This is a genomic window from Xanthomonas sp. NCPPB 3200 (assembly GCF_056393585.1).
The window spans coordinates 478,601-505,158 of record NZ_CM150785.1 but is presented as its reverse complement, the minus strand read 5'-3'; the positions used below and the strand labels follow the sequence as shown (position 1 = coordinate 505,158).

Below are 26,558 nucleotides of genomic sequence, written 5' to 3'. Positions count from 1 at the left end.
CTTATTTCTCCGCTTGCAGATAGATTGTGGCCAGCGGCGGTAGGGTCAGGCGCAGGCGTTGTGCGTGCCCGTGCATGCCCATCGGCTCGGTCGCCAGGCGACCGCTGTTGCCGAGGTTGCTGCCACCGTAATGGGCACTGTCGGTGTTGAGGATTTCGCGCCAGCCGCCGGCACGCGGCACGCCAACGCGATAGTCGTGGTGCGGTTGCGGGGTGAGGTTGCTCACCGCCAGCAAGGGTGCGCCGCCATCGGGATCGTGGCGGATGAATGCCAGTACGCTGTTGCGCGCATCGTCGGCCACGCTCCAGTCGAAGCCGTCGGCACGATGCGTGCTGCGGTACAACGCCGGCACCCGTCGCAATGCGGCATTGAGATCGCCGACCAGTTGCTGCACGCCGCGATGCGCGGCGCCATCGAGCAGATGCCAATCCAGCGATTGATCGTGATTCCAGTCGTTCCACTGGCCGAATTCGGCGCCCATGAACAGCAGCTTGTCGCCTGGATGCGCCCACATCAGCGCCAGGTAGGCGCGCAGGTTGGCAAAGCGCCGCCAGTCGTCGCCGGGCATCTGCCCGAGCAGGCCGCCACTGCCGTGTACCACTTCGTCGTGCGAGAGCGGCAGCACAAAACGCTCGGAGAACGCGTACACCAGGCCGAAGGTGAGCTGGCTATGGTGCTGCGCGCGCTCGGCCGGGTCGCGCTGCATGTAGCTCAGCGTGTCGTGCATCCAGCCCATGTTCCATTTGTGGGTGAAGCCCAATCCGCCCTCGCTGATCGGCGCGGTCACGCCCGGCCAGGCGGTGGACTCTTCGGCGATGCTCAGCACACCGGGAAAGCGCGTGGCGATCTCGCTGTTGAGCTGGCGCAGGAAGGCGACCGCTTCCAGATTCTCGCGGCCGCCATGCGCGTTGGGCACCCACTCGCCTTCGGCACGGCCATAGTCGCGGTACAGCATCGAGGCCACCGCATCCACGCGCAGGCCGTCGAGGTGGTAGTGGTCGATCCACTCCAGCGCGCTGCCGAGCAGGTAGGCGGTCACTTCGGGCCGGCCGTAGTTGTAGATCAGCGTGTTCCAGTCGCGATGCATGCCTTCGCGCGGGTCGGCATGCTCGTACACCGCGGCGCCGTCGAACTGCGCCAGGCCGTGTGCATCATCGGGAAAGTGCGCGCTGACCCAGTCCAGGATCACGCCGATACCGGCGCGATGACAGGCATCGACGAACTGGGCAAAGCCATCCGGGCTGCCGTGGCGCGCAGTCGGTGCATACAGCCCCAGCGGTTGATAGCCCCAGGAGCCGCCGAACGGATGTTCGGTGATCGGCAGCAACTCGATATGGGTGAAGCCGAGCTGCTGCACATAGGGGATCAGTTGTGCGGCCAGTCCTGGCCAGTCCAGCGGCTGGTTGTGCCCATCGCGCCGCCAGGACGCGGCATGCACCTCATAGATCGACAGCGGCGCCGGCGCGGCATTGGCATCGCGCGCGGCCATCCAGGCGGCGTCGGTCCAGGCAAACGCTGCCGCGCCTGGCACCACCGAGGCGGTGGCCGGCGGCAATTCGCTCTGGCGCGCCACCGGGTCGGCCTTGAGCAACACGCGGCCATCGGCAGCGGTGATGGCGTACTTGTAACGCGTGCCGGCTTCCACACGCGGCAGGAACAGCTCCCAGAACCCGCCGATGCGCGGGCGCATCGGGTGCCGGCGCACGTCCCAGCCATTGAAATCGCCTACCACCGCCACGCGTTGCGCATGCGGCGCCCACACCGCAAAGCGCACCCCGGGCACGTCGTCGCAGTGCAGGTGCTGGGCACCCAGGGCACGGCGCAACGCCTGGCCATCGCCGGCAGCGATCTGCAGCAGGGTGGATTCGTCCAGCGTGGCGGCAAAGGCGTAAGGGTCTTCGATCTCCTGCACCACGTCCGGCCACACGATGCGCAGCCGATACGGGCCTTCGACCGCCAGCGTGCCCTCGAACACGCCATCGACCGGGCCGGCCTGCATGCGCGCCAGCAACTTGCCACGCGGATCGATCAAGCCCATGGCCTCGGCACCGGGCGCCAGCACGCGCACCAGCCGGCGGCCGTCCGCCTGGGAATGCGGGCCCAATACCGCGAATGCATCGGCAGGCAGGCCATCGGCCAGCGCCTGCACGCTCTGCACCAGATCCGCCATCCCATCCATGGTCACCGCCGTCGCTTCCGTCTCCTGCCCCTGCACGCCCAGCCGTTCGCTCATGACACCGTCGCAAGCGCGGGAGCGGTTGCGGCGGTGCGTTCGTACAGCGAGAGGTATTTCTTGCCCGCCACATCCCAACCACTGGGACGCAGCATCGCCGCGCGGCGCATCGCCGACAGCAGGCTGGGCAGGCGGAAGGTGCGGAATGCGCGCTCCAGGCAGCGGCGCAACGCTTCCACGCTGGCGTGCTGGAACAAAAAGCCGGTGACGCCGTCATCCACCGTGTCGATCAGGCCACCGGTGGCGTGCGCGATCGGCAGGCAGCCAAAACGCTGCGCATACATCTGGCTCAAGCCGCACGGCTCGAAGCGCGATGGCATCAGCAGGAAGTCGGCACCGGCGAACATGCGCCGCGCCAAGCCTTCCTCGAAACCGATGAAGGCACCGACCTGGCCCGGATAGCGCCGGGTCAGCTCGGCGACCTGTTGCTCGATCTCCGGCTCGCCGCCGCCGATCACCGCGATCTGGCCGCCGGCCGCCACGATCTGCGGGGCGACCTCGCAGATCAGGTCCAGGCCCTTCTGGTGCACCAGCCGCGACACCACCGCAAACAGCGGGCCGGTGCTCTCGCGCAGCCCGAAGGCCTTGCGCACCTGCGCGGCGTTGGCCTGACGGCCCTGCCACTGATTGACGCTGAAGTGCGTGTCCAGATATTCGTCGGTACGCGGGTCCCAGCTGGCGTCGATGCCGTTGACGATGCCGGTCAGCGCGCCCTTGGCGGCGCGGCCGGCCAGCAGGCGGTCCAGGCCACAGCCCTGCGCCGGACCGGTGATCTGCTGGGCATAGCTGACACTGACCGTATTGACGTGGTCGGCATGCACGATGCCGCCGCGCAGGAACGACATCTGCCCGTAGAACTCCAGCTCGGCCACACGCTCGGCCGGGATGCCCAGCGCAGCGGCCATCGAATACGGCACCAGGCCCTGGTAGGCCAGGTTGTGGATGGTCAACAGGCACGGCGTGCTGCCGCCGGACCAGCGCACATAGGCGGCCGCCAGCGCGCACGGCCAGTCGTTGAGGTGCAGCAGGCGCGGCTTCCAGCCCAGCCCGGCATGGCCGGCGGCGATCTGCGCGGCGGCATGCGACAGAGTGGCAAAGCGGATCGCGTTGTCTTCGAACTCCGAGCCGCTGGTGCTCACATAGGGCGAGCCGTCGCGTTCGAACAATTCCTTGGACAGCAGGATGTAGATCGGCAGCCCGTCCGATTGCACGATGCGGCCGATGTCGCAGGCCGGCAGTGCGGCATGCGCCAGCACCCGGCCGACGATCTCCACCTTGCCCGCCCGCGCCAGCACCGCCCGGTAGCCGGGGATCAGCACACGGACGTCGTAGCGATGGCGCAGCGCGCGTGGCAGCGCCGCAGCCACATCGCCCAGACCGCCCGCCTTGATGAAGTCCGCCATCTCCGACACCACGAACAAGGCGCCGCGGGTATCGGCCGGCGACACCGGCAGGCGCTCGTGATGGCGAATGAAGCGGCCACGCGCATCACGCGGCCGCCCGCTCTTCTTCAGAGTCGGGAGCATCGTGCTGCGCTCTAAGCGTGCGGTAGTAGCGTGAAGCGGCATCATGGCAACCATCTAAACGTCCGTCGTAAAGTGGGTGGAGACGGAAAAACAGCGAAGCGACAACCATCATCTGCCGATTCAGCCAGACGACCTGCTACGAATGAGGAGCGGGGCCAACGCGCGTACTCCACGTTGTCCTTGGGACGAATCTACACCCCGGGCAAATAAAATATGCGTGAATACGTGCTGACTTTTCTGCGACATCTACATTCCCTTGCGCATGGTTGCGTAGCTCTAAAGGCATAAGCGGCGCATTACAGTGCGATGACATCCCTGCCGTGGTGCGCGGTTGTTGAAACGCACCGAAAGCGGGCAACGACGGCGGCGCCCGCCATCACCCGCATGACTTGTTCAGCCGCGCACGCAGGACCGCTGTCGTCTACTGCCTGGCATCGGGGCTGCCTGCCGGAACTGCGCAGACCTGCCCAGACCGCTTAAGCGCGACGCCCGCGCGCCGATAACCCGCAATGGCACCACGACTTTCCGAGACCCCGGCGCATGGCAGACCAGCCTGAACTCCCAAGCCGCCCACGTGGCGGGCTGCGCCGCCTGTTGCCCTGGGGCGGCGCGGACAGCGCGCGCCCGGCCGCCGCCCTGCCCAGCGTGATCGGCGGCGGGCACGGCCTGGCCGCGCATCAGCTGGTGCCGGCCAAGAACAAGTCCGGCGCGCACGACCCGGCGGCCGCCACCGCCCTATTGATGCGCCTGTTCTCGCATGCCGCCCATCCGGAGGCCTTGCTGCTGGCCTTCGCCGAAGGCATCACCAGCCTGCATGGCGAACTCGGCGACATGGGCGTGCGCCTGAGCGCAGCCTATGCGGCCGGCGACTGGCCCGGCTACGGCCGCACCCTGCGGCAACTGATCGACAAGTACATCCGCACCATCGATACCGGCGACTCGCTGGCCGAAGGGCGCACCGAAGCCGAACAACTGCGCGACCTGCTGCGGCACGCGCTGGGCAATGCCCTGGCCACGCTGCTGCAACGCAGCCCGGAACTGGCCGAGGAAGCGCAGACCCTGGCATCGGCACTGCGCCACTGGCGCCCCGGCCATGAGCTGATCACGCTGGAACAGCGCCTGCGCGAACTGAGTCACCAGATCGGCCTGCGTGCCGAAGATGCCAGCGAGCAGCAGAACCTGCTGCTCGGCCTGTTCGACCTGCTGTTGGAGAACGTCGGCGAACTGCTCGACGATCGCAGCTGGCTGCAGGGCCAGATCTCGGTGGTGCGGCAGTTGATCTCCGGGCCGCTGGATGTCAGCTCGATCGAACAGGCACGCGGCACCTTGCGCGAGGTCATCTACAAGCAGGGCCTGCTCAAGCAAGGCATTGCCGACTCCAAGACCGCGATGCGCGAGATGATGGTGTCCTTCGTCGACCGGCTCGACGGCATGGCCACCAGCACCGGCGAGTACCACGATCGCGTTGCCGGCTATTCGCAGGCGATCGGCGACGCTCGCAGCATTCCCGACCTTAACCGGCTGTTGCAGGACGTGCTACAGGACACTGCCGGGGTGCAGGCGCAGGCGCTGGCCGCACGCGACGAGCTGCTGGCCGCACGCCGCCAGGTCGAGGACGCCGAGCAGCGCATCGCCTCGCTCGAACAGGAACTCAAGGACGTGGCCGGGCTGGTGCGCGAAGACCAGCTGACCGGCGCGCTGAACCGCCGTGGCTTCGAGGAACTGTTCCAGCGCGAGGCCGCACGCACCCAGCGCGGCGGGCAGCCGTTGTGCGTGGCGATGCTGGATCTGGACGACTTCCGCCGCCTCAACGAGACCCACGGCCACGCCGGTGGCGACGCCGCGCTGCGCCATACCGTGGACGTGGCCAAGTCGGTGCTGCGCACCACCGACGCCATCGCCCGCTTCGGCGGCGAGGAGTTCGTGCTGCTGTTGCCGGACTCCACCATCTTCGAAGCCAGCGCGGCGGTGATCCGCCTGCAGCGCGCACTGGCCCAGCGCTCGTTGCTGCACGAGGACGTGCGCGTGTTCGTCAGCTTCAGCGGCGGCGTGGCACTGCGCCATCTCGACGAGGCCCAGGACGATGTGATCCGCCGTGCCGACCGCGCCATGTATGACGCCAAGGCGGCCGGCAAGAATCGGGTGATCAGCGCCGACTAGCCGCGAACGCGGCCTGCCGCATCGACCGGTCGGACCGGATCACCGACGCACGACGCAGAGACGCCGCCGATCTTTCGGTTGCCGCCGGGCCCCACTACGACCAACCGCTTCCGTGCGGCGGCCAGGTGCTCCCCTGGCCCGCCGCGGGACGGCGTCAGTGCGCTGCCGGCTTCCCGCGCAGCTTCTGGAACAGCATCACCGCGCCCAGTACGATCGCACCGGCAACCACGCCGACCAGCATGTTGCCCAGTGCATCGACCAGCCAGCCCATGCCGCCGGCCGACTTGGCCAGGTCCTGCACCAGGTGATGCAGCGCCGGGATGTTGTGCACCAGGATGCCGCCGCCGACCAGGAACATCGCCAGCGTGCCGGCCACCGACAGGAACTTCATCAGCCACGGCGCGGCCACCAGGATGCCGCGGCCCAGCGCCGCCAACGCCGCGCCCTTCTTGCTCAGGTACAGGCCCAGGTCGTCCAGCTTGACGATGGCCGCGACCAGACCGTACACACCGATGGTCATCGCCAGGGCGATCGCCACCAGCACCGCGACCTGCTGGCCGAACGACACCCCGGCCACCACGCCCAGCGACAGCACGATGATCTCCGCCGACAGGATGAAGTCGGTGCGGATCGCGCCCTTGACCTTGTCCTTTTCCAGCGCCACCACGTCCACGTTCTGGTCGGCCAGCGCGCGGGTGCGCTCGGCATGCCGCTGCGCTTCCTCGTCCTGGTTGTGCAGGAACTTGTGCGCCAGCTTCTCCACGCCCTCGAAGCACAGGTAGGCACCGCCGATCATCATCAGCGGCATCACCAGCGGCACGTTGTAGCCGCGCCCGCGCAGCCAGGCCTCCAGGGCGCTGATCGCCAGTGCCGCCGGCACCAGGATCACCTTGTTCATCAGCGAGCCCTTGGCCACCGCCCACACCACCGGCAACTCGCGGTCGGCGGTGACGCCGGTGACCTGCTGCGCATTGAGCGCCAGGTCGTCGCCCAGGACGCCGGCGGTCTTCTTGGCCGCGACCTTGGTCAGGATGGAAACGTCGTCCAGCAGCGTGGCGATGTCGTCGAGCAGGGTGAACAGGCTGGCACCGGCCATGCGGGGGTCCTTCGTGAGTGGCGGTGGATTCTCGCCGATCCTGCGCCCGTATGGGGTGATGGCAGGCGGTTGCACGCCGTTGCCGACCGTTGGTGGGCGATCCCGACGCCCGCCGACCGCATGATTCGGCCATGCCCGTCGGCCTCGCCGCACACGACCGCGCCGTAGCCGCTTGTCTGGATTCACCGCCCGACGACCCGCCGCTGGCCACACTCGCGCTCTTGCACGACCGCCGGAGATGGCCTTGAGTCCGAACGACCCGTACCGCACACCGGCCCAGGCCGCGATCCCCGCCGACACCGGCGTGGTGGGCGGCATGAGCCGTCGCACGCAGATCCTGCGCCTGTTGCTGCGGTATCGCGGGTCGGGCGTGTTTGCCGGCATGAACCTGGATCCGGCTGCGATCAACGAGTACGAAGTGCCCGCCGAAGGCACGCCCGACCAGTTCGTCTCCGACCTGGAAGCGCTCGGCCCCACCTTCGTCAAGCTCGGCCAGATGCTGTCCACGCGGCCGGACATCGTGCCGCCGGAGTTCGCCACGGCGCTGGAGCGCATGCAGGAAAACACCAGTTCGGTGCCGGTGGAGCGCATCCGCCAGATCATCGAAGAAGAACTCGGCGTGTCGGTCAACAAGGCGTTCTCGTTTTTCGATCCGGTGCCGCTCGGCTGCGCCTCGCTGGCGCAGGTGCACCGGGCCGCCCTGCGCGACGGCACCCCGGTGGCAGTCAAGGTGCAAAAGCCCGAAGTCGCCGCCCAGGTACGCTCGGATCTGGACGTGCTCAAGAGTTTTGCCACCGCCGCCGACCGCCTGACCGGCATCGGCCGGCGCGTACGCTTTGCCGACTGGCTGGGCGAATTCGGCAAGACCCTGCGCGCCGAGCTCAATTACGAGGACGAGGCCGAGACGCTGGTGCGCTTCGGCAAGCATCTCAAGCCGTTTCCGCTGTTGTGGATCCCGCAACCCGTGTGGGACCTGAGCAGCCGCAAGGTGCTGACCATGCAGCTGGCCGAAGGCGTGCGCGTGGACAAGATCTCCGGCCTGCGCCGCACCGAGCAGCCAATGGACAAACTGGCCGCAGAACTGGTCAAGGGCTACCTGGACCAGATGTTCGTGCATGGCGAGATCCATGCCGACCCGCATCCGGGCAACCTGCGCGTGCTGCAGGACGGGCGCCTGGCGATCTTCGACCTGGGCATGGTCGCGCATGTGCCGCCGCGCCTGCGCGAGCGCTTGCTCAAGCTGCTGTTCGCCGCCGTCGACGGCCGTGGGGAAGAGGTCGCCGAAGAGACCATCGCGCTGAGCACGCGCCTGGAGGATTACGACGAAGACCGCTACCAGCGCGAAACCGGGCAGATGATCGCCCGCTACGCCGCGCACGACACCACCTCCGAGGGCCGCGTGGTGCTGGACTTGGTGCGCATCGCCACCGCCAACGGCTTGCGCACGCCGCCGGAGCTGAGCCTGCTCGGCAAGACCCTGTTGAACCTGGAAGGCGTGTGCCGCACGCTGTCGCCGCACCTGGACACGCGTCGCATCGTCGAGCGCCACCTGCAGCATGTGATGCGCGCACGCCTGAAAAAATCCCTGTCGGCGGCCAATCTGGCCAGCGAGGCGATGGAACTGCAGCATCTGGTGCGCGAAGGACCGCGCCGCATGTCCGAGATCCTGTCGCTGGCGGCGGAAAACCGCCTGCAGATGCGCGTCACCGGGCTGGAAGAATCGCATCTGATGGAAAGCCTGCAGAAGATCGCCAACCGCGTCGCGGCCGGCATCGTGACTGCGGCGCTGATCATGGCCTCGGCGCAGATGATGCGTATCGAAACCGGCTTGAAGCTATGGGGCTATCCGGCGATCGCGATGGTGCTGTTCCTGCTCGGCGTCGTGCTGGGCCTGGGCATCGTGCTCAGCGCGCTGCTGTTCGACCGCCGTGTGCGTGCACGCGAAGAACGCGGGCATCGATAGCGCCACACACATACGTAGGAGCGCACCCGGGCGCGACATCGCGTTACCCGGTGTCGCCTACCAAGACCGCCGCGTGCGCGCGAAGAACGCGGGCATCGATAGCGCCACACACACGCGTAGGAGCGCACCCGGGCGCGACGCGGCTTAACCGGCGTCGCATGCAAAGACCGCCGCGTCCAGCGGTCGAAGGGAATCGGGCGATGTGGCGTTATCGAGACGTCGCCGATGTGCGAGAGCCGCGCAGATGCGGAGTACAGAAACCGTGGATCCCTTGGCGAGCGCCACCGCGACCAGCTGATCGTCACCGCGCACGCTGTGCCGCGCTACGGCAAGCACGCAACTCCAACAAACATTTCAGTCAGCTTCAGCGCGGCATAGTCCGTCATCCGGGTGTCACATTGGGTGTGGCGCAGGACATGGCGAGCAAGGCGTCCGGTACGCGCTCGCATCATTCCCCCACGGACGCTGCCGCATGCATTGGATGTTGTTGTTTTCGCTGTTGCTCCTGCTTTGGCTGTTGGTCGCCTCGCCGCGTCTGGCGTGGCTGAAGGCCGGATTGTTGTCATTGCTGCTGCTGTTGCTCAGTGCCTGGGGCCTGGTGGATCGGCTCAGCGGCGACGGCATCAATGCTGCCACGCTGTATCACCTGCGCGCGGACATGGACGGTGCCGGCGTCAGCGATTTCTCCGGCTATATCGCCGTGTTTATCGGCATGGTGCTGTTGTCGCTCAGTCCGCTGGTGTTACTCAGGGTGCGGCGTTTCCGTCGCCCGCGTGGCGGCAATGCGGTATTCGGCGGCTTCGTGGTGATGTTGTTGGTGAGCATCGCGGTCAGCCCCCTGTACCGCGACGGCAAGCGCCTGTACTACCAGTTGCGCCCGGTGGATTACGCCACCGTGGTACCGGAATACCTGGTGCCGCAGCAGCCCTTGCAGAAGCGCAAGAACATCGTGTGGATCTACGGCGAGAGCCTGGAACGCACCTACTTCGACGAAGACGTGTTCCCCGGTCTGATGCCAAACCTGCGCGCGCTGGCCAGCGAGGCGGTGGACGTGCGCAACCTCACCTCCACCGAAGGCAGCGGCTGGACCATCGCCGGCATGGTCGCCTCGATGTGCGGCGTGCCGCTGACCACCGCGCCCGGCGATGAAAACAGCATGGGCCGCATGGGCCTGTTCCTGCCCGAAGCACGCTGCCTGGGCGACTATCTCAAGGATCAGGGCTACCGCAATCACTATGTCGGCGGCGCCGATGCCAGCTTTGCCGGCAAGGGCAGTTTCCTGTCCAGCCATGGCTTTGATGTGGTGCACGACGTCAGCTACTTCCGCGACAAGGGCGTGGCGCCGAACCACTTTTCCGCCTGGGGCGTGCACGACGATGTGCTGCTGGACGATGCCTGGGACAGCTTCCAGACGCTGTCGCGCGCCGGCCAGCCGTTCATGCTCACCACGCTGACCATGGACACCCACCACCCTGCCGGCCATCTGCCGCTGGCGTGCAAGGGGCAGCACTACGACAGCGCGTTGGGCGACATCGGGCTGCTGCATGCGCTCAAGTGCAGCGACCGGCTGATCGGCGAGCTGGTCGCACGCATTCGCAACAGCCGCTACGGCAAGAACACCATCATCGTGATCGCCTCCGATCACCTGGCGATGCCCAACGATCTCAGCGACGTCCTGGCCAAGCAGAAGCGCGAAAACCTGCTGCTGTTCCTGGGCAAGGACATCGCTCCGCAGCAAGTGGTCACGCGTGCCGGCAGCACGCTGGATTCAGGGGCGACGCTGCTGCAGTTGCTGGAGCCGGGCATGCGCACGCTGGGCTTCGGCCGCTCGCTGCTGGCCAACGATGCGCCCCCCAGCGCCAGCGTTGCGGCCAGCCGCGACAGCGGCAAGGACTACCCGCGCTATCTCGCTTACGCACGCACGCTGTGGACCGGGCGCAGCACCCGCATGCTGCGCATCAACGGCAATGGCGATGTGGTGGTGGGCGTGCAGCAGGTGCGCCCGCCGGTGCTGCTGGAATACGACGACGACACCAACCTCAAAACCGTCTATCTGGAAAACACCTCGCGCCAGTTCGACCGCACCCACACCGAGGGCACGCTGGCCTATGTGGATCGCTGCACGGCGTTCGAGGACGGCTCGGCCGATGGCGATTGGTGCGCTTTGGTGGTCGACCGCCACCAGAGCATGAAGCTATACCGCGACCCGGACCTAACCCGCGGCATCGCCGTGGATGCGCCGCTGGAGGCCAGCCAGCAAGGCCCGCGCCCACGCGTACGCCAGCCGATCATGCTCACCCAGGCCGCGCGCAAGACCGAAGCCGGTCGTTACATGCTGGAGCTGTACGCCAAGCGCCGGCCGACGCGTGCATTCTGGGTGGAGGCAGTCTCGTCGGAGCGCAAGGTGGTGCTGGCCCAGCAATGGGTGGTGCCCGATGCGGCCGGTCGCATCCGCATGCCGGTAGGCCTGGAACATGCGGTGGACGATCTGGAAATCCGCGCCTGGCTGGACTACACCGAAGACGTCAGCGTGGACGACCTGGCCCTGGTGAAGCAGACCCAGGTCGCGGATCGCTCCTGAGTCTGGCTGTCGCCCTGTATGAAGCAACGGCGAAGGCAAAGCTCAAGAGCAACGTCGAAGCATGCGATCTGTGGCCTGGCTGCGGGGCCCTTGCCCGCCCACCCTCGCAGGACACGCCGCAAGTACGTCCCTGTAGGCTCTTACGCGGCATCCATGCCGCGTAAGGTCCCGCGACGGTGAGCGGGCAAGGACCTGTCGGGATGGTCGGTGTGTGTGGTGCAGGCAAAGCAAGACGTACGTTGTTCGATCACTGTGGGTGCGACCAGCGTTCTTTCCCGCGCACTGCATCCACGTGTCGACTCAATCTTCCGATGCAGGCGTGCCATCGGCCGGATCGCGCGCCACCGCGGCACCTGCCCGGCTGAAGCGAATTTCCTGCGGCGATTGCAGCGCAATCCCCGCCGTTTCCATCCGCTGCAACAACGCGAAGAACAGCTCGCTGCGCACCCCGTACGAATCGCGCGGGCTACGCACATAGGCGAACGAATTGAAGTTGACGTGCCCGCCGGCCAGCGAATCGATGAACACCGAGGGGGCCGGATCGGCCAGCACCTTGGTGTGCTCGGCAAAAAGCTCCAGCAGCATGTTGCGCACCTTTGCCACGTCGGTTTCCAACGGCACCGAGAACTGCAGCTGCACCCGCCCCATCGGGTTGGACAGGGTCATGTTGCGCACGCTCTTGGTGATCAATTCCGAGTTGGGCACGATCAGGGTGGAGCGGTCGCCGACCTGGATCTCGGTCGCACGCACGCTGATCTTGCGTACGTCGCCTTCCTGGTCGCCGATACGCACCCAATCGCCGATCTTCACCGGCCGTTCGGCCAGCAGGATCAGGCCCGACACGAAGTTCTGCGTGATCGCCTGCAGACCGAAACCGATACCCACCGACAGCGCGCTCAACACCAGCGCAAGCCGCTTCAGATCCAGGCCCAATGCAGTCAGGCCCCACACCACCACGATCAGCCAGCCCAGATAGCGCGCCACCGTACTGATCGAATTGCGCGCACCGTCATCGAGCTCGGTCTTGGGCAGATAGGTGTTGAGCAACCACTGCTGCACCACGTGCACCAGCCCCATGCCGAGCAGGAACACGCACAGCGCCCTGAGCACATCGCCCGGGGTGATCACCAGTTCCTTGCCGATGGTGATGCCGTGGGCGATGTTCTCCGCCCAGTCGGTGACCACGCTGATGTTGGCGCCATACGGCGTCAGCAGTACCGCGATGCCCAGCAGCACCAGCAGCACCCGGGCTGCCGCCGATATCAGCAGCCCGAGCTGCACCAGGCGTCCGCTGCCGATGCTGAGTGCATGCGACAAGGCCCGGCTGAAGCGGCCGTCGGGCTTGAACAGCCAGGTCATCAGATCGTCGGCAAAGACCACCAGCAGGCCGAGCAGGCTGCACACCAGGGTGATCCAGATGATCTGCCGCTCCACGAACAAGGCCAGATTGAGATAGCCGAACAAGGCCGCGATCAGCGCAAAGATCACCGCCAGATGGCCCAGCAGGCGGATCAGCACGATGAAGCCGCCACCGCGCGAGACCACCGGCGGCGGCGCATCGCTGTCCGGATCGGCCACCCCGGCATTGGCCGCATGCGCACGCAAGGACAGGCTCAGCCCGGCTAGCGCCGACAGGATCAACCCCGCGTACAGCAACGCGGCCAGCGCATCGGTGGCGGTGGTCAGTGCGGGGCTGCTGCCGGCCACCTCGTTGATCTTCATCGCCATGCCGCTGAACCAGATCACCGCCGCGGTGGCCAGGCAATGCACGCGCAGGCGGTCGACAGTGGCATCGTCCAGCGGGAACAGGCGCCAGCTAGGCTGATGTTTCATCAACAGGCTGGCACTGAGCGAACCGACGAAGGCAGCCACCACGCTGATGGCGACGAATCCGGTCAGCAACTGGTCCAGATCGTCGGGCAGCTCGCCGAGCGCACGGATGCCCTCGACCAGCACGAATGCCGCAATCCCCAGAGTCAGCGTGCCGACCAGCAGAAACCACAGTGCCAGCCCCGAGCGTCGCAGGCGTCCTCCTGGCGCACGTGAGGCCGCGTAGCGACGCCCCAGGTGGCGCAGGAAGATGCGCAGTGGAAGCGCCAGCAGCAACGCGATGACGGCAGCGGTCATCAGCCCGCCCACGCCGTTGGCGGCGATGCCGGCCTGCACCATCTGCACCGTCTTGTCGGACAAGGCCTGAAGGCGGGCACGATCGTCAGGCCACTGCTGCGCGATCTGTTTCCACAAGGTCGGCGACAACGGCGAGGCCACCCGCGTGGAGAGCTTCACGCTGAAGCGTTGCACCCGCTCGCGTTCGAGCCGGTCGGCCAGTTCCTTGGCATTGGAGACCAGCAGCGTGGCCCTGATGAACTCGGCATTGAGCTGATCGCGCTCCTTGGTCAGCGCCTTGCGCTGTTTTGCCAGGTCGGCCGGTTCGTTCGGCGCGGCGACACCGAGCCCCTCCAGTCGCCCGTTGAGCTCCTTGAGCGGTTGCTCCAGCGTGCGCACCAGATCCTGTGCCTGCCGCTGCGCGCCGGCGACATCGTCGGTGAGCTTGCCGAGCTGCTCGGTATCGGCCTTCTCCATGCCCGCGTCGGCCTGGGTCAGCACCTTCTGCATGTTGTCGAGCTGAGTCTGTGCGGTCTCCAGCAGCGTGTCGTCGTCCTGCGCCACGGCGGCGCCCACACACACCATCCACAACGCGACCAGCAACAGCACACGCTGCAACACGCCGCGACGGGCACCCAGGGCAACTCGGAATTCGGACACAGGCAGAGATCGGACAGGCGCAACCAGCGCGGTGCCGGCATCTTAATCCACTGCTTCCAGCCAGGCGGATCGACGCTGCCGTGCGGGTTCAGCCTGGCAGAGCTCGCCAGCAGCGGCTGTTACTCCGCGATCGCAGGTTCTTTCGCGATGCGGTGACAGCGCTGCCCGTCGCATTGGATGCACCGTCCGGCCATCCCGACCTGAGCATGAACGCGGTGCAGCTTGTCACCTCGCGGCAACGGTGCGCTGTCGCAGAATCGAGTCACCGCTACGGCAGACGCAGCGGATGACCGCGAAGGAGAACACTCTATGCAGATTCAGATCCAGACCGACAAGCACGTGCCGCATGACCCCTCAGTCGTGCAGCATGTCGAGAAGACCTGCTCCGCCCAGCTGGCGCATTTCGCCAACGACATCACCCGCGTCGAAGTGCATTTGCGCGATGAAAACGGCCAGCGCGGCGGCGCAGCGGATCGAACCTGCAGCATCGAGGCGCACGTCGCCGGCCTGCCGCCGATCGCAGCCACCAATAGCGCCGAAACCACCGCCTCGGCCGTCACCGGCGCCGCACGCAAGCTGCGCACCGCTATCGAGCACGCACGTGGCAAGCAGCACGCCAAGGCCACCACACCGCCGCCGGAAGCACTCTGATCCGCGCCTGGGCAGGGTGGCGCTAGGCGCCCCCTGCCAGCCGGTGCATCGTTGGCACCGCAGCGCAACCACGCATTAATACATCAGCCGGCACCAACCCCTGATCCAGAAACGCCATCGGCCCGCTGCAGTGTCACTGCAGCGGGCCGATGGGTTTTGATCTGGTGCGCCCGGAGGGATTCGAACCCCCGACCAATGGCTTCGGAAGCCACTACTCTATCCGGCTGAGCTACGAGCGCCTGGCCGGGCATTATGCCAGAACCACCGCCGCGCGCGTGACGCCCGCAACGCGGGGCCTGCCGAACGGCCGGACACCGCTGCATTGCCGATGGAGTCCAGTCCGGAGCCAGCGCCGGCGCAGAGGTGCCTGGCGCGAGCTCGCGCAGCCGCCCGGAAGGCTGGACGATGCCTGGCTCGCTCGTCACCCAGCGCATGACCGCAGCCGAGCCGCGCTGCTACCCTTTGCAGCATGAGCAAGCATGGTGTTGAACAGCTGCCGACAGCGCCCGCACTGACCTGGCCGCAGCGACTGGGGCAGTACTGGACGTTGGTCCGCGGCGACCGTCCGATCGGCAGCCTGCTGTTGCTGTGGCCGACCTGGTGGGCGTTGTGGCTGGCCGCCGGTGGCCTGCCGCCGCTGTGGACGCTGTTCGTGTTCACCGCCGGGGTCTGGCTGACCCGCTCGGCCGGCTGCGTGATCAACGACTATGCCGACCGCTGGCTGGACCCGCATGTGGAGCGCACCAAGTCGCGCCCGCTGGCCACCGGGGCGGTGTCCGGGCGCGAGGCGCTGTGGGTGTTCGTGGTGCTGATGCTGGTGGCATTCGCGCTGGTGCTCACGCTCAACTGGCTGACCGTGGCCCTGAGCGTGCCGGGCGTGTTCCTGGCCGCCAGCTATCCCTATCTCAAGCGCCACACCCACCTGCCCCAGGTCTATCTTGGCATGGCCTTCGGCTGGGGCATCCCGATGGCCTTCGCCGCGGTGCAGGGCAGCGTGCCTTTGCTGGGCTGGCTGCTGTATGCGGCCAACATCCTCTGGGCCACGGCCTACGACACCTGGTATGCAATGGTCGACCGCGAGGACGACATCCGCATGGGCAGCAAGTCCACCGCCATCCTGTTCGGCAGGTTCGACCTGATCGCGCAGGGCCTGCTGTATGCATCGATGTTTGCGGCATTGGCGCTGGTCGGCCTGCGCGCCGGTCTCGGTATCGCGTACTGGGCGGGGCTGGGCGTGGCCGCACTGCTGGTGGCCTACGAGTTCCGCCTCGCCCGCCACCGCGAACGCGGCCCGTGCTTCCGCGCCTTCCTGCACAACAACTGGGTGGGCCTGGCGATCTTCGTCGGCATCGCCGCGGCGCTGGGATTGCGCTGACGCGCAGACAGGTCAATCGCCTCGGCTTAAGCCCCTCCCCCAGCAGGAGAGGGATTGGGGTGAGGGTAGGGGCGAAGCCCCATGCTGCAGCTCACAACCCCCAGCCCACCAAGCCTCACGGCACCCGCGCGCATACCCACGCATCCACCCGCTGCACACCGGCCCGCTGCAAGGCCTGCGCCGCCGCATGCAGCGTCGCACCGGTGGTCATCACGTCATCCACCAGGGCCACATGCGCGGGCAAGGCACCACGCGCGACAAAGGCCTGGCGCAGATTGCGCTGACGCTCGGCCGCATCCAGCTCCGATTGCGGCGCGGTCGCGCGGACCCGGTGCAGCAATGGCAGGCAGGGCAGCCGCAGCGCGCGGCCGAGCGGTCTGGCCAGCTCCAGCGCCTGATCGTAACCACGCTGGCGCAAGCGCTGCCGGTGCAGACTCACCGGCACCAGCGCCTGCGGACGCGGCAGGCCTGCGCAACGCCTGACCATCAACTCGCTGAGCAAACGCCCGGCAGCCAGGTCCTGATGAAACTTGAAGCGCCGCAGCAGCCCATCCACCGGCCAGCGATAGGTGAAACACGCATGCACGCGTTGCAGCGGTGGCGGGTGCTGCAGGCATTGCCCGCACAGCAGCGCGCCACCGCAGGCGTACAGCTGCGTTGCGCAACACAGGCAGGCGTGCCCGTGATCCGGCAACGCGGCGCGACACGACGGGCACAGATCGCAATCGGCGCTGCCGGGTTCCGCGCACACCAGGCACCGGCTCGGCAGCAGCAACCGCAACACCCGGCGCGGCCACCTGTAAACCGAGTTGGCTTCTTCGAAGTTGACAGCCTCTTCCATGCTCACCAGACTGCCTGGCTTCCAAGCCGCTGACTGTCAGGAAACCCCGATGTCTGTTGTCGTACGCCATGACTGGGATCGCAACGAGCTGCAGGCGCTGTTCGATCTGCCGTTTCCGGAGCTGCTGCACCGCGCCGCCAGCGTGCATCGCGCCCATTTCGATCCGGCGCAGGTGCAGGTGTCCACGCTGCTGTCGGTCAAGACCGGCGGCTGCCCGGAAGACTGCGCGTACTGCCCGCAGGCGCAGCGCTACGACACCGGCGTGACCGCGCAGAAGCTGATGGAGACCGAAGAGGTCGTCGCCAAGGCACGCCAGGCCAAGGCCGCCGGCGCCTCGCGCTTCTGCATGGGCGCGGCCTGGCGCTCGCCCAAGGAGCGCGACATCCCCAAGGTCGCGGCGATGATCCGCGAGGTCAAGGCGATGGGCCTGGAAACCTGCGCCACGCTCGGCATGCTCGACGCCGGCCAGGCACGCGCGCTCAAGGACGCCGGGCTGGACTACTACAACCACAATCTGGACACCGCGCCGGATTACTACGACTCGATCATCCACACCCGCCAGTATCAGGACCGCCTGAACACGCTGGAGCACGTGCGCGATGTCGGCCTGAAGACCTGCTGCGGCGGCATCGTCGGCATGGGCGAAACCCGCGAGCACCGCATCGGCCTGCTGCTGGCGCTGGCCACGCTGCCGGCGCATCCGGATTCGGTCCCGATCAACCAGCTGGTCCAGGTCGCCGGCACCCCGCTGCACGGCACCCAGCAACTGGACCCGTTCGAGTTCGTACGCATGATCGCGGTCGCCCGCATCACGATGCCGCGTTCGATGGTGCGCCTGTCCGCCGGCCGCGAGGCGATGAGCGACGAACTGCAGGCGCTGTGCTTCCTGGCCGGTGCCAACTCGATCTTCTACGGCGAGAAACTGCTCACCACCGGCAACCCGGACACCGAACGCGACCAGGCCCTGTTCCAGCGCCTGGGCCTGCGCCCGATGCAGATCACCGTCGACGCCGCCGACCACGACCACCCCGGCACCGTGCATGCGGAAATCACCCGCAGCACGGCCTGCGAGCACGCCGCCTAACCGCGAATCGAACGCCCGGCACCGGTCGTCGGTGCCGGCTGGGCGTGCCGGGCGCGGCAGGCTACGCTAACGCCCCCTTCTGCCGTTGAACGCCCCCATGGCCCGCCCCGATCTGCACGAACGGATTTCGTCGCTGCGCACCTTGCGTGTGGCCCAGGAACGGGTGCGGGTGCGGCGGCTGGTGGGCCGTCGCGATGGCGTGCGGCTGGAAGTCGATGGCCGCTGGCTGACCGGTTTCTGCTCCAACGACTATCTGGGCCTGTCGCAGCAGTTCGAAGTGGTCGCCGCGTTGCAGGACGCCGCCGCGCGCGATGGTGCCGGCGCCACCGCCTCGTACCTGATCTGCGGCCACCACACCGCGCACGAAACGCTGGAGCGCGAGATCGCCGAGTGGCTCGGCTATCCGTCGGCGCTGCTGTTCGGCAGCGGCTTCATCGCCAACCTGGCGGTGCAGCAGGCCTTGCTCAGCGAGGACGACGATGTCTGCGTGCAGGACCGGCTCAACCACGCCAGCCTGCTCGATGCCACACGCCTGGCCGGCTGCCGGTTGCGCCGTTATCCGCACCTGGATGTGGAAGGCGCGATGCGTCAGCTCAAGGGCTCGCCCGAGGGCGCGGCGATGCTGGCCAGCGATGGCGTCTTCAGCATGGATGGCGATGTCGCGCCGCTGCGTGCGTTGAGCCTGGTGGCGCGCATGCAGCAGGCGCTGTTCTACGTCGACGACGCACATGGCGTGGGCGTGCTCGGCCCGCAGGGGCGCGGTTGCGTTGCCGATGCCGGACTGGGCGTGGCCGAAGTGCCGCTGCAGCTGGTGACCCTGGGCAAGGCGCTCGGCGGCTATGGCGCGGTGGTGGTCGGCGATGCAGCGCTGGTGCGCCATCTGGCCGAAACCGCGCGCCCCTACATCTACACCACCGCGTTGCCGCCGGCGCAGGTCGCTGCGACGTTGGCGGCCGTGCGACTGGCGCGTCGCGACGATTGGCGGCGCGCCAAGCTGGTCGAGTCGATCGGCAGTTTCCGCGATGGCGCACGCCGGCATGGCTTCGAACTGATGGCCTCGGATACGCCGATCCAGCCCCTGCTATGCGGCGAAGAAGCCACGGTGATGGCGATGTCCGCCGCGCTGGAACAGGCCGGCTTCCTGGTCGGCGCGATCCGCCCGCCCACCGTGCCCGAAGGCAAGGCGCGTCTGCGTGTGACCCTGTCCGCGCTGCATACGCCGCAGCAGGTGCAGGCCTTGATCGAGGCCATCGTGCAGGCGCGCGATGTGGTCAGCCGGCAACCGCTGCGTGCGTCTGCCTGAGGGCGACGATCCAGACGATTGCGCAATAGCCGCGCGACGGCGGCCGGTGCTCGACGTGGCAGTGTCCGTGTCGCTGATGTTGCCGGATCGCTGCTGTCGGTGCGGTCCTACGCATTCGCAACCGGCTTGGCGTGCCGCGCAGATCGGCTCCACGCGCAGCGCAGGCTGACGCAAGACACCTTGCGCCGCACACGCCGACCCATGCGCCGGTCAGCGCCATCAGCGACAATCCCCGCATGCATATCGATGTCATCGGCCACGGGCCTGCGCTGGTTCTTCTGCACGGTTGGGCGTTGCACGGCGGCGTGTTCGCGCCATTGGTGGAACGCCTGGCCGCGCAGCATCAACTGCATCTGGTGGATCTGCCCGGGCACGGTTTCAGCCGTGGCGACAGCACGCCGCTGGCGCTGCCGGACGTGGTCGCCGGCATTGCCGCCGCCACGCCGCCGGCGGTGTGGGTCGGCTGGTCGTTGGGCGGGCTGTTCGCGCTGCATGCCGCGGCCACCCAGCCCAAGGTACGCGGGCTGGCGATGATCGCGGCCACGCCGCGTTTCGTGCGTGGCAACGATTGGTCCGACGCCGTCGAGCGCGAGGTGTTCGTGCAATTCGGCCAGGACCTGGCGCGCGACTACCGCGGCACGCTGGAGCGATTTCTGGCGCTGGATACGCTGGGCTCTGCGCATGCCCGCAGCGAGTTGCGCAGCCTGCGCGAGACGCTGGTGGCACGCGGCGAACCGGCCGCCGAAGCACTGCAGCAAGGCCTGCAGCTGCTGGAACGCAGCGACCTGCGCCGCGCGCTGCCGCAACTCGCGCGCCCCAGCCTGTGGATCGCGGGCCAACGCGACCGGCTGGTGCCGGCGGCCGGCATGCAGGCCGCCGCCGCGCTGACGCCGCACGCGCAGGCCCTGACCATTGCCGGTGGCGGGCACGCACCGTTTCTTGGTCATGCCGATCAGGTCGCCGAGGCGCTGCAACGCTTCGTTGCGTCCGTGCCATGAGCGGATCGTCGATCATGCGGCATCGCTGATCGAGGACACATGCATGGATCTGGGAATCGCCGGGCGCTGGGCACTGGTCTGCGCCGCCAGCAAGGGCCTGGGGCTGGGCTGCGCACGCGCGCTGGCCAGCGAAGGCGTCAACGTGGTGATCGTCGCGCGCGGCCGCGCTGCCCTGGAACAGTCCGCCCAGGCATTGCGCGCGCTGCCGGGCGCCGGCGAAGTGCGTAGCGTGGTGGCCGATATCGCCACCCCGCAAGGACGCAGCGATGCGCTCGCCGCCTGCCCGCAGCTGGATATCCTCATCAACAATGCCGGTGGCCCGCCGCCCGGCGATTTTCGCCAGTGGGAACGCGACGATTGGCTGCGCGCACTGGACGCCAACATGCTGGCGCCGATCGAACTGATCCGCGCCAGCGTCGATGCGATGCGCGCGCGGCGCTTCGGCCGCATCGTCAACATCACCTCCAGTGCAGTGAAGGCGCCGATCGACATCCTGGGCCTGTCCAATGGCGCGCGCGCCGGCCTCACCGGCTTCGTCGCCGGGCTGGCGCGCAGCACGGTGGCCGACAACGTCACCATCAACAATCTGCTGCCCGGCCAGTTCGCCACCGACCGCCTGCACGGCAACTTCGCGGCGATCGCGCAACAGCAAGGCAGCAGCGCCGAAGATGTCGCCGAGCGCAAGCGTGCGGGCATTCCCGCCGCACGCTTCGGCGAGCCGGACGAATTCGGCGCGGCCTGCGCGTTCCTGTGCAGCGCGCAGGCCGGCTACATCACCGGGCAGAACCTGCTGATCGACGGCGGTAGCTATCCCGGCACGTTCTAGAGCGCCTCGGCCACGCGGCGAGTGATGGCGACCGCCGCGGACATCCGGTGGGTGTTTGGCCAAGCCCCGTTGAACCCTTGCCGCTCGCCGCGCAGCCACCGGCAGACCGAACGTCTGCAGACTCGCCAGGCCGATGCCAGGCCACCCATCGATTCCCTCCGCCCCGGCCACAGGCGACAATAGCGCCGCTCATGAACAGTACTTTCGACCCCCGCCACGTCCGGCGCGCCTTTGCGCGTGCCGCCAGCAGCTATGCCGCCGCCGCCGCGCTACAGCGCGAGGCCGAAGCGCGCCTGCTCGAATCGCTCGACTACCTGGGCGACCAGGTGCCCAAGGTGGTGCTGGATGTTGGCGCCGGCCCCGGCCATGCCAGCGGCGCGATCAAGAAGCGCTGGCCCAAGGCGCAGGTGATCGCGCTGGACCAGGCCATGCCGATGCTGCGCCAGGCGCGCAAGGCGGCGGGCTGGTGGAAGCCGTTCGCGCAGGTCTGCGCCGATGCACGCGCCTTGCCGGTGGCCGACGGCAGCGTGGACGTGATCTTCAGCAACCTGTGCCTGCAGTGGGTGGAAGACCTGCCCGCGGTATTCGCCGGTTTCCGCCGCGCGCTGCGGCCGGGCGGCTTGTTGCTGTGCTCCACCTTCGGCCCGGAGACGCTGATCGAGTTGCGCGAGGCCTTCGCCCAGGCCGACCCGGCACCGCATGTCAGCCGCTTTCCGCCGATCGCCCAGTTCGGCGATGCCTTGCTGATGTCCGGCTTCCGCGACCCGGTGCTGGACCGCGACCTGTTCACGCTGACCTATAGCGACCTGCCCGCGCTGATGCGCGAGCTGCGCGCGATGGGCGCCACCAACGCACTCAGCAATCGCCGCGCCACCCTGACCGGACGCGGCCGCTTTGCCGCCGCCAGCGCCGCCTATGAGCCCTTGCGGCGGCCGGACGGCACCCTGCCCAGCTCCTGGGAAGTGATCTATGCCCACGCCTGGGCACCGGCGCCGGGCGCGCCCATCCGCGAGCAGGGACACGATGTCGCCAGCGTCCCGGTGGCCTCGATCCCGATCCGCCGCCGCATCGACTAGCGGTGGTGCAGATCGCCGGCAGCAACGCAGCCGTTGCCGGCGAGACACACAGTTTTGCGACGGCACCAATGCGGACCTGTCAGGCTCGGTCGCGACACCCGGTAGAATTCAGCAGTCAACGGCCGCATGTTCCTGTTGCGGCTTGCCTTTTCGACGCCTCAACCGGCGTGGCTAGCAAAACGCAGCACGCAGCCGTCAGGTGGCTGCAGACGGTGCGCAGAAATCTGCATGTACGCGTGGTACATGCCGGTTCCGGGTACCGGCAGCGCCCCCGCCCGGCTGCTGCACTGACGTTTTGATAGCCGCTCTTAGGTTTGCGGCCCCCGTCCCCCAATCGGCCTTCCCAATGTTGAAGTGGCTCATCATCGCGCTGTTCATCGCATCGGCGCTGTACATCCATTACCGCGGTCGTGTGCGGCACCGGCTCAGCCGGCAGCTGCTGGACCATTCCACCTTCATGGCGCCGATCAACACGCTGATGTATCTGTGTTCGCGCGTGCCGACCACGCCGTTCATCGATCCCGGCAAGGAATTCCCGGAGCTGGCGCCGCTACGCGCCAACTGGCCGCTGATCCGCGATGAAGCGGTGGCGCTGCAGCAGATGCAGAAGATCCGCGCAGCCGACGGCTACACCGACATCGGCTTCAACTCGTTCTTCCGCCGTGGCTGGAAGCGCTTCTATCTGAAGTGGTACGGCACCGCCCACCCGTCGGCGTCCGAACTGTGCCCGCAGACCACTGCGTTGCTGAAGTCCATCCCCACGGTCAAGGCCGCGATGTTCGCCGAGTTGCCGCCGGGCAGCGAACTGCGTCCTCACCGCGACCCGTTCGCCGGGTCCATGCGCCTGCACCTGGGGCTGGCCACGCCCAACGACGACCGCTGCTTCATCGATGTCGACGGGCAGCGCCACAGCTGGCGCGATGGCGAGTGGACGATGTTCGACGAGACCTACATCCACTACGCGCGCAACGACACCGACCAGGACCGCATCATCCTGTTCTGCGACATCGAGCGCCCGATGCGCTGGCGTTGGGCCGCGGCGGTGAACCGCTTCGTCGGTCGCAGCCTGCTCTCGGCCGGTGCCTCGCCCAATCAGGAAGGCGACAAGACCGGCGGCATCAACCGCGTGTTCCGCTATTTCTATGCCGCGCGCCTGAAGGCCAAGGCGCTGAAGGAACGCAACAACCCGCTGTACCAGACGCTCAAGTGGGGCATCTTCATCCTGGTGGTGGTCGGGATCGTGTTGCTGTAACCCCCACCCACGTAGGAGCGCACCCGGGCGCGACCAGGCATTGCCGATAACGCCTCATCGCGCCCGGGTGCGCGCCTACGCAGTGGCGGTCGATGCGCTCAGCGCGAGACCTGCGCGATCCATTCCTGCAGGTTGTAGTAGTTGGTGACGCGGGTGAGCTTGCCGTCGCGCACATCGAAGAACGCACCGCCCGGCAGCACATAGGTCTGCCCATTGGCTTCCGGCAGGCCTTCGTCGGTGGTGTGGTAGACCCCGTGCACCACGTACTCGGCACCGACCCGGGTGCCATCCTCGTTGGCGGTGATCACGATGTCGCGCAGCTGCTCGCGGTAACTGTCGTTCATGCGCTGCAGGAAGGCGGCAAATTCCGCCCGGCCGATCTCGCGCGGGCCCTGGTTGAGGTCGTGCGCGACGTCCTCGGCCAGGAACGCCAGCATGGCGTCCCAATCGCCGCGGTTGAATGCCGCGTAATAGGCCTGGACCAGGCCGGTGGCGTGTTGCCGATTGCGCTCGCTCATGCTCGAACCTGCCGCTGGGAAAGCCGCATCATAGAGCGCGTTTTGCGCTTCAACACGCCTGCCCTGCGGCATACCCGGCGTCAGGCGCCCTGCACCACCAGATCGCGATGGAAGTAATAGACCTCCTGCAGCAGGAAGCGCCAGCTGGTGTGGAAGCTGCGAAAGCGCGTGCTGGGCGTGGAAGAGGCCAGCGCGTCCACCCCCAGCTCATCGCTCAGCCGTAGCGCGCGCGCCATGTGCAACGGGTCGCTGACGATGATCGCCCGGTGCATGCCGTGCCGGTCCATCAGCGCGCGTGCCTGCTGCAGATTCTGCCGGGTGGTGCGCGAGACCGTCTCGATCACGATCGCCTCCGGCGGTACGCCGTGGCGTAGCGCGTAGCGCCGCGCCACCTGCGACTCGGCAAAGCGCGCGCCATTGCCGAAGCCGCCGGTGAACAGCAGCCGCGGCGCGTAGCCCTGCGCGTACAGGTCCAGCGCATGCCGGATGCGCTCTTCGAACACCGGCGAAGGGCGCGCGTCGTAGGCAGCCGCGCCCAGCACGATGATCACGTCGGCCGGCGCGGCCTGGTCGCGATCGCCGACCCAGACGATCCAGCCGGCCACGCCCACCAGCCAGATCAGCGTCAGCATGCACAGGCGCCAGCACCAGCCCCACAGACCGATCCCACGCGACCGCCTGCTCACGCCGCGGCCCACGGCAGCGCATCCAGATCGACATTGCCGCCGGACAGGATCAGCCCGACCCGCCGCCCGGCAAAGCGCGCCGGGTCGCCCAGCACCGCTGCCAGCGCAATCGCCGAGGACGGCTCCACCACCTGTTTGAGCACCTGCCAGATCAGCCGCATCGCCTGCACCACCGCCGCATCGTCCACGGTGATCACCTGTGCGCCGGCGGCCTGCAACACTGCGAAATTGGGCGCACCCAGGGTGCCGCGCAGGCCGTCGCAGAGCGTGTCGGGCACGAAGTCGACCAGGCGCTCGCCGGCCGCCAGCGAGCGCGCGGTATCGGCCGCCCCGCTCGGCTCGGCCAGCACCAGCGCACAGCCCGGCGCCGATTGCAGCGCCAGCGCAGTGCCGGCGGCCAGCCCACCGCCGCCGACCGGTGCCACCAGCACATCCAGCCCGCCGCTCTGCAGCAGCAGCTCCAGCGCGGCGGTGCCCTGCCCGGCGATCACCGCCGGGTCGGTATACGGATGCACCAGCGTCGCGCCGCTGCCGGCCTGGACGTCGGCACACATCTGCTCGCGCGCCGCGATGGTGGGCGCGCAGCGCCACAGCGTGGCGCCGTGACGGGAGATATTGGCCAACTTGGCGGCCACCGCGCCTTCGGGCACCACCACGTGGCAGCCGATCCCGCGCGTGCGCGCGGCGAGCGCGAGTGCGGCGCCGTGATTGCCGGACGAATGGGTGACCACCCCACGCGCGGCCAGCTCCTCCGGCAACGACCACACTGCGTTGCAGGCGCCACGGAACTTGAAGGCGCCGCTGCGCTGCAGGTGTTCGGCCTTGAAGAACAGCTGCGCACCGCAGAGGGCGTCCAGGCTGTGCGAGGTCAGCAGCGGTGTCGGCACGCACTGCGGCGCGATGCGCGCAGCAGCTTGCAGGACGTCGGAATGGGCAAGCGGGACCGTCTCGATCATGCCTGCAAGATTAACGTATCGTCCCCGCCTTCACGGCTGCACGCGCGGCACCCGCGCATGCTGGATCGATGCAGAAGCACCACATTGCGGCACAGTTAAGGACCGATTCAATGCATCGGTTCGAAAGTGACACCATGGTTGCAGGAGGGCACCATCCATGAAATTCCGTCTGATCTTCGCCGCCGGGCTATTGGCCCTGGGCGGCTGCGCAACCTACGACTACACCGGTGCGGGGTCGGGCGGCTATTACCGCGGCGCGCCCGCGGTGCAGTACCGCTACCCGCCGGGCTACTCGCCATATTTCTACGGCAACCCCTACGGTTACCCTTACGGCGCCGGTTCGATCGGGCTGTACGACTACCCGGCGTATCCGGTCTACCGCGGTGGCTATTACTACCGCCAGAACGATCGCCGCCCGCAGTACCGGCCGCCACGTCCGCACGGCTCGTTCAACAATGGGCCCCGTCCCAACGGCCCGCGCCCGCAACAGCCCAATCGCCCACCGGCGACTGGCGCTCCGCCGTCGCGGCCACCTCGTATCGGTGCGCCGCCGCGGGTGATCCGCGAGATTCAGCGGCAGACCGCGCCGCGCAATACGCGTGAGCAGATTCCCTGAGTTGCTGACTGCGACGTGGCCCACAAATGGCGATGTTGGGGGCTTGCGTTC

The 26,558-nt window shown here is 67.8% G+C and carries 20 protein-coding genes, 1 tRNA gene and 1 other RNA gene; 12 read left to right on the top strand and 10 right to left on the bottom strand.

Translation table 11 applies throughout. From position 1 onward, the window contains the following. Position 1: 1 nt before the first annotated feature. Both AC06DU_RS02140 and glgA read right to left on the bottom strand, forming a co-directional pair. Positions 2 to 2,233 (bottom strand): 1,4-alpha-glucan branching enzyme, encoded by a 2,232-nt coding sequence (locus tag AC06DU_RS02140; RefSeq protein WP_478203426.1) that lies wholly within the window; start codon positions 2,231 to 2,233, stop codon positions 2 to 4. Continuing rightward, positions 2,230 to 3,813: a glycogen synthase GlgA gene (gene glgA / locus AC06DU_RS02135; protein ID WP_161961144.1), complete on the bottom strand. Its 1,584-nt coding sequence runs from the start codon at positions 3,811 to 3,813 to the stop codon at positions 2,230 to 2,232. Before glgA ends, AC06DU_RS02140 begins: the two co-directional genes overlap by 4 nt. A gap of 486 nt (positions 3,814 to 4,299) precedes the next feature. On the opposite strand from glgA, the gene AC06DU_RS02130 reads away from it, so the two are divergent. Beyond that, complete coding sequence (locus tag AC06DU_RS02130) at positions 4,300 to 5,919, top strand: GGDEF domain-containing protein (RefSeq protein ID WP_024938243.1); 1,620 nt, start codon at positions 4,300 to 4,302, stop codon at positions 5,917 to 5,919. A 154-nt stretch (positions 5,920 to 6,073) separates the two neighbouring features. Here AC06DU_RS02130 and AC06DU_RS02125 read toward each other — a convergent pair whose 3' ends face one another. Then, positions 6,074 to 7,015 carry a DUF808 domain-containing protein gene (locus AC06DU_RS02125; RefSeq protein ID WP_016901675.1) on the bottom strand — a complete coding sequence of 314 codons (942 nt, stop codon included), beginning with the start codon at positions 7,013 to 7,015 and terminating at the stop codon, positions 6,074 to 6,076. A 238-nt stretch (positions 7,016 to 7,253) separates the two neighbouring features. Here AC06DU_RS02125 and AC06DU_RS02120 point away from each other — a divergent pair, with 238 nt between their 5' ends. Then, positions 7,254 to 8,978, top strand: coding sequence for an ABC1 kinase family protein (locus tag AC06DU_RS02120; RefSeq protein ID WP_024938244.1), 1,725 nt, complete (start codon positions 7,254 to 7,256; stop codon positions 8,976 to 8,978). Positions 8,979 to 9,450: 472 nt separating this feature from the next. Next, entirely contained in the window at positions 9,451 to 11,559 is a 2,109-nt protein-coding gene (locus AC06DU_RS02115) for a phosphoglycerol transferase I (protein ID WP_102580300.1), read from the top strand. Between the two features lie 300 nt (positions 11,560 to 11,859). Here AC06DU_RS02115 and AC06DU_RS02110 read toward each other — a convergent pair whose 3' ends face one another. Further along, positions 11,860 to 14,283: a DUF3772 domain-containing protein gene (locus tag AC06DU_RS02110; RefSeq protein ID WP_478204344.1), complete on the bottom strand. Its 2,424-nt coding sequence runs from the start codon at positions 14,281 to 14,283 to the stop codon at positions 11,860 to 11,862. Positions 14,284 to 14,634: 351 nt separating this feature from the next. Between AC06DU_RS02110 and AC06DU_RS02105 the strand changes: the two genes are divergently transcribed. Then, positions 14,635 to 14,976 (top strand): HPF/RaiA family ribosome-associated protein, encoded by a 342-nt coding sequence (locus AC06DU_RS02105; protein ID WP_024938247.1) that lies wholly within the window; start codon positions 14,635 to 14,637, stop codon positions 14,974 to 14,976. A 162-nt stretch (positions 14,977 to 15,138) separates the two neighbouring features. Here the strand turns inward: AC06DU_RS02105 and AC06DU_RS02100 are convergent. Then, a tRNA-Arg gene (locus AC06DU_RS02100) sits at positions 15,139 to 15,215 on the bottom strand. 230 nt (positions 15,216 to 15,445) lie between these two features. On the opposite strand from AC06DU_RS02100, the gene ubiA reads away from it, so the two are divergent. Then, entirely contained in the window at positions 15,446 to 16,351 is a 906-nt protein-coding gene (ubiA, locus tag AC06DU_RS02095; protein WP_102255503.1) for a 4-hydroxybenzoate octaprenyltransferase, read from the top strand. Positions 16,352 to 16,466: 115 nt separating this feature from the next. On the opposite strand, the gene AC06DU_RS02090 is transcribed toward ubiA, so the two are convergent. Then, a complete protein-coding gene (locus AC06DU_RS02090) occupies positions 16,467 to 17,192 on the bottom strand; it encodes a ComF family protein (RefSeq protein WP_184428944.1) in 726 nt (241 codons plus the stop codon). 49 nt (positions 17,193 to 17,241) lie between these two features. On the opposite strand from AC06DU_RS02090, the gene bioB reads away from it, so the two are divergent. The 5 genes from bioB (at position 17,242) to bioC (ending at position 22,479) form a co-directional block, all read left to right on the top strand. After that, complete coding sequence (gene bioB, locus AC06DU_RS02085; protein WP_154831294.1) at positions 17,242 to 18,276, top strand: biotin synthase BioB; 1,035 nt, start codon at positions 17,242 to 17,244, stop codon at positions 18,274 to 18,276. Positions 18,277 to 18,373: 97 nt separating this feature from the next. Then, complete coding sequence (gene bioF, locus AC06DU_RS02080; RefSeq protein ID WP_478203425.1) at positions 18,374 to 19,579, top strand: 8-amino-7-oxononanoate synthase; 1,206 nt, start codon at positions 18,374 to 18,376, stop codon at positions 19,577 to 19,579. 236 nt (positions 19,580 to 19,815) lie between these two features. Further along, positions 19,816 to 20,577, top strand: coding sequence for a pimeloyl-ACP methyl ester esterase BioH (gene bioH / locus AC06DU_RS02075; protein ID WP_046345419.1), 762 nt, complete (start codon positions 19,816 to 19,818; stop codon positions 20,575 to 20,577). A 43-nt stretch (positions 20,578 to 20,620) separates the two neighbouring features. Then, on the top strand, positions 20,621 to 21,403 hold the full coding sequence (locus AC06DU_RS02070) for an SDR family oxidoreductase (protein ID WP_478203424.1): 783 nt from the start codon (positions 20,621 to 20,623) through the stop codon (positions 21,401 to 21,403). A gap of 191 nt (positions 21,404 to 21,594) precedes the next feature. Then, positions 21,595 to 22,479 carry a malonyl-ACP O-methyltransferase BioC gene (gene bioC, locus AC06DU_RS02065; protein WP_039517288.1) on the top strand — a complete coding sequence of 295 codons (885 nt, stop codon included), beginning with the start codon at positions 21,595 to 21,597 and terminating at the stop codon, positions 22,477 to 22,479. 169 nt (positions 22,480 to 22,648) lie between these two features. On the opposite strand, the gene AC06DU_RS02060 is transcribed toward bioC, so the two are convergent. Further along, positions 22,649 to 22,724, bottom strand: a non-coding RNA gene (locus AC06DU_RS02060) — sX9 sRNA. 101 nt (positions 22,725 to 22,825) lie between these two features. Here AC06DU_RS02060 and lpxO point away from each other — a divergent pair. Continuing rightward, the gene (lpxO, locus tag AC06DU_RS02055; RefSeq protein WP_016903250.1) at positions 22,826 to 23,731 is read left to right on the top strand and encodes a lipid A hydroxylase LpxO; all 906 of its coding nucleotides are present in this window, start codon (positions 22,826 to 22,828) and stop codon (positions 23,729 to 23,731) included. Positions 23,732 to 23,829: 98 nt separating this feature from the next. On the opposite strand, the gene AC06DU_RS02050 is transcribed toward lpxO, so the two are convergent. The 3 genes from AC06DU_RS02050 to AC06DU_RS02040 all read right to left on the bottom strand — a co-directional run bounded on the left by AC06DU_RS02050 (position 23,830) and on the right by AC06DU_RS02040 (position 25,891). Next, positions 23,830 to 24,249, bottom strand: coding sequence for a nuclear transport factor 2 family protein (locus AC06DU_RS02050; RefSeq protein WP_184614637.1), 420 nt, complete (start codon positions 24,247 to 24,249; stop codon positions 23,830 to 23,832). Between the two features lie 80 nt (positions 24,250 to 24,329). Next, entirely contained in the window at positions 24,330 to 24,947 is a 618-nt protein-coding gene (locus tag AC06DU_RS02045; RefSeq protein ID WP_026064498.1) for a YdcF family protein, read from the bottom strand. Continuing rightward, the gene (locus AC06DU_RS02040) at positions 24,932 to 25,891 is read right to left on the bottom strand and encodes a pyridoxal-phosphate dependent enzyme (RefSeq protein ID WP_478203423.1); all 960 of its coding nucleotides are present in this window, start codon (positions 25,889 to 25,891) and stop codon (positions 24,932 to 24,934) included. Before AC06DU_RS02040 ends, AC06DU_RS02045 begins: the two co-directional genes overlap by 16 nt. A 157-nt stretch (positions 25,892 to 26,048) precedes the next feature. On the opposite strand from AC06DU_RS02040, the gene AC06DU_RS02035 reads away from it, so the two are divergent. Then, positions 26,049 to 26,507, top strand: a complete 459-nt coding sequence (locus AC06DU_RS02035; RefSeq protein WP_024938779.1) for a hypothetical protein — start codon at positions 26,049 to 26,051, stop codon at positions 26,505 to 26,507. Positions 26,508 to 26,558: the final 51 nt, after the last annotated feature.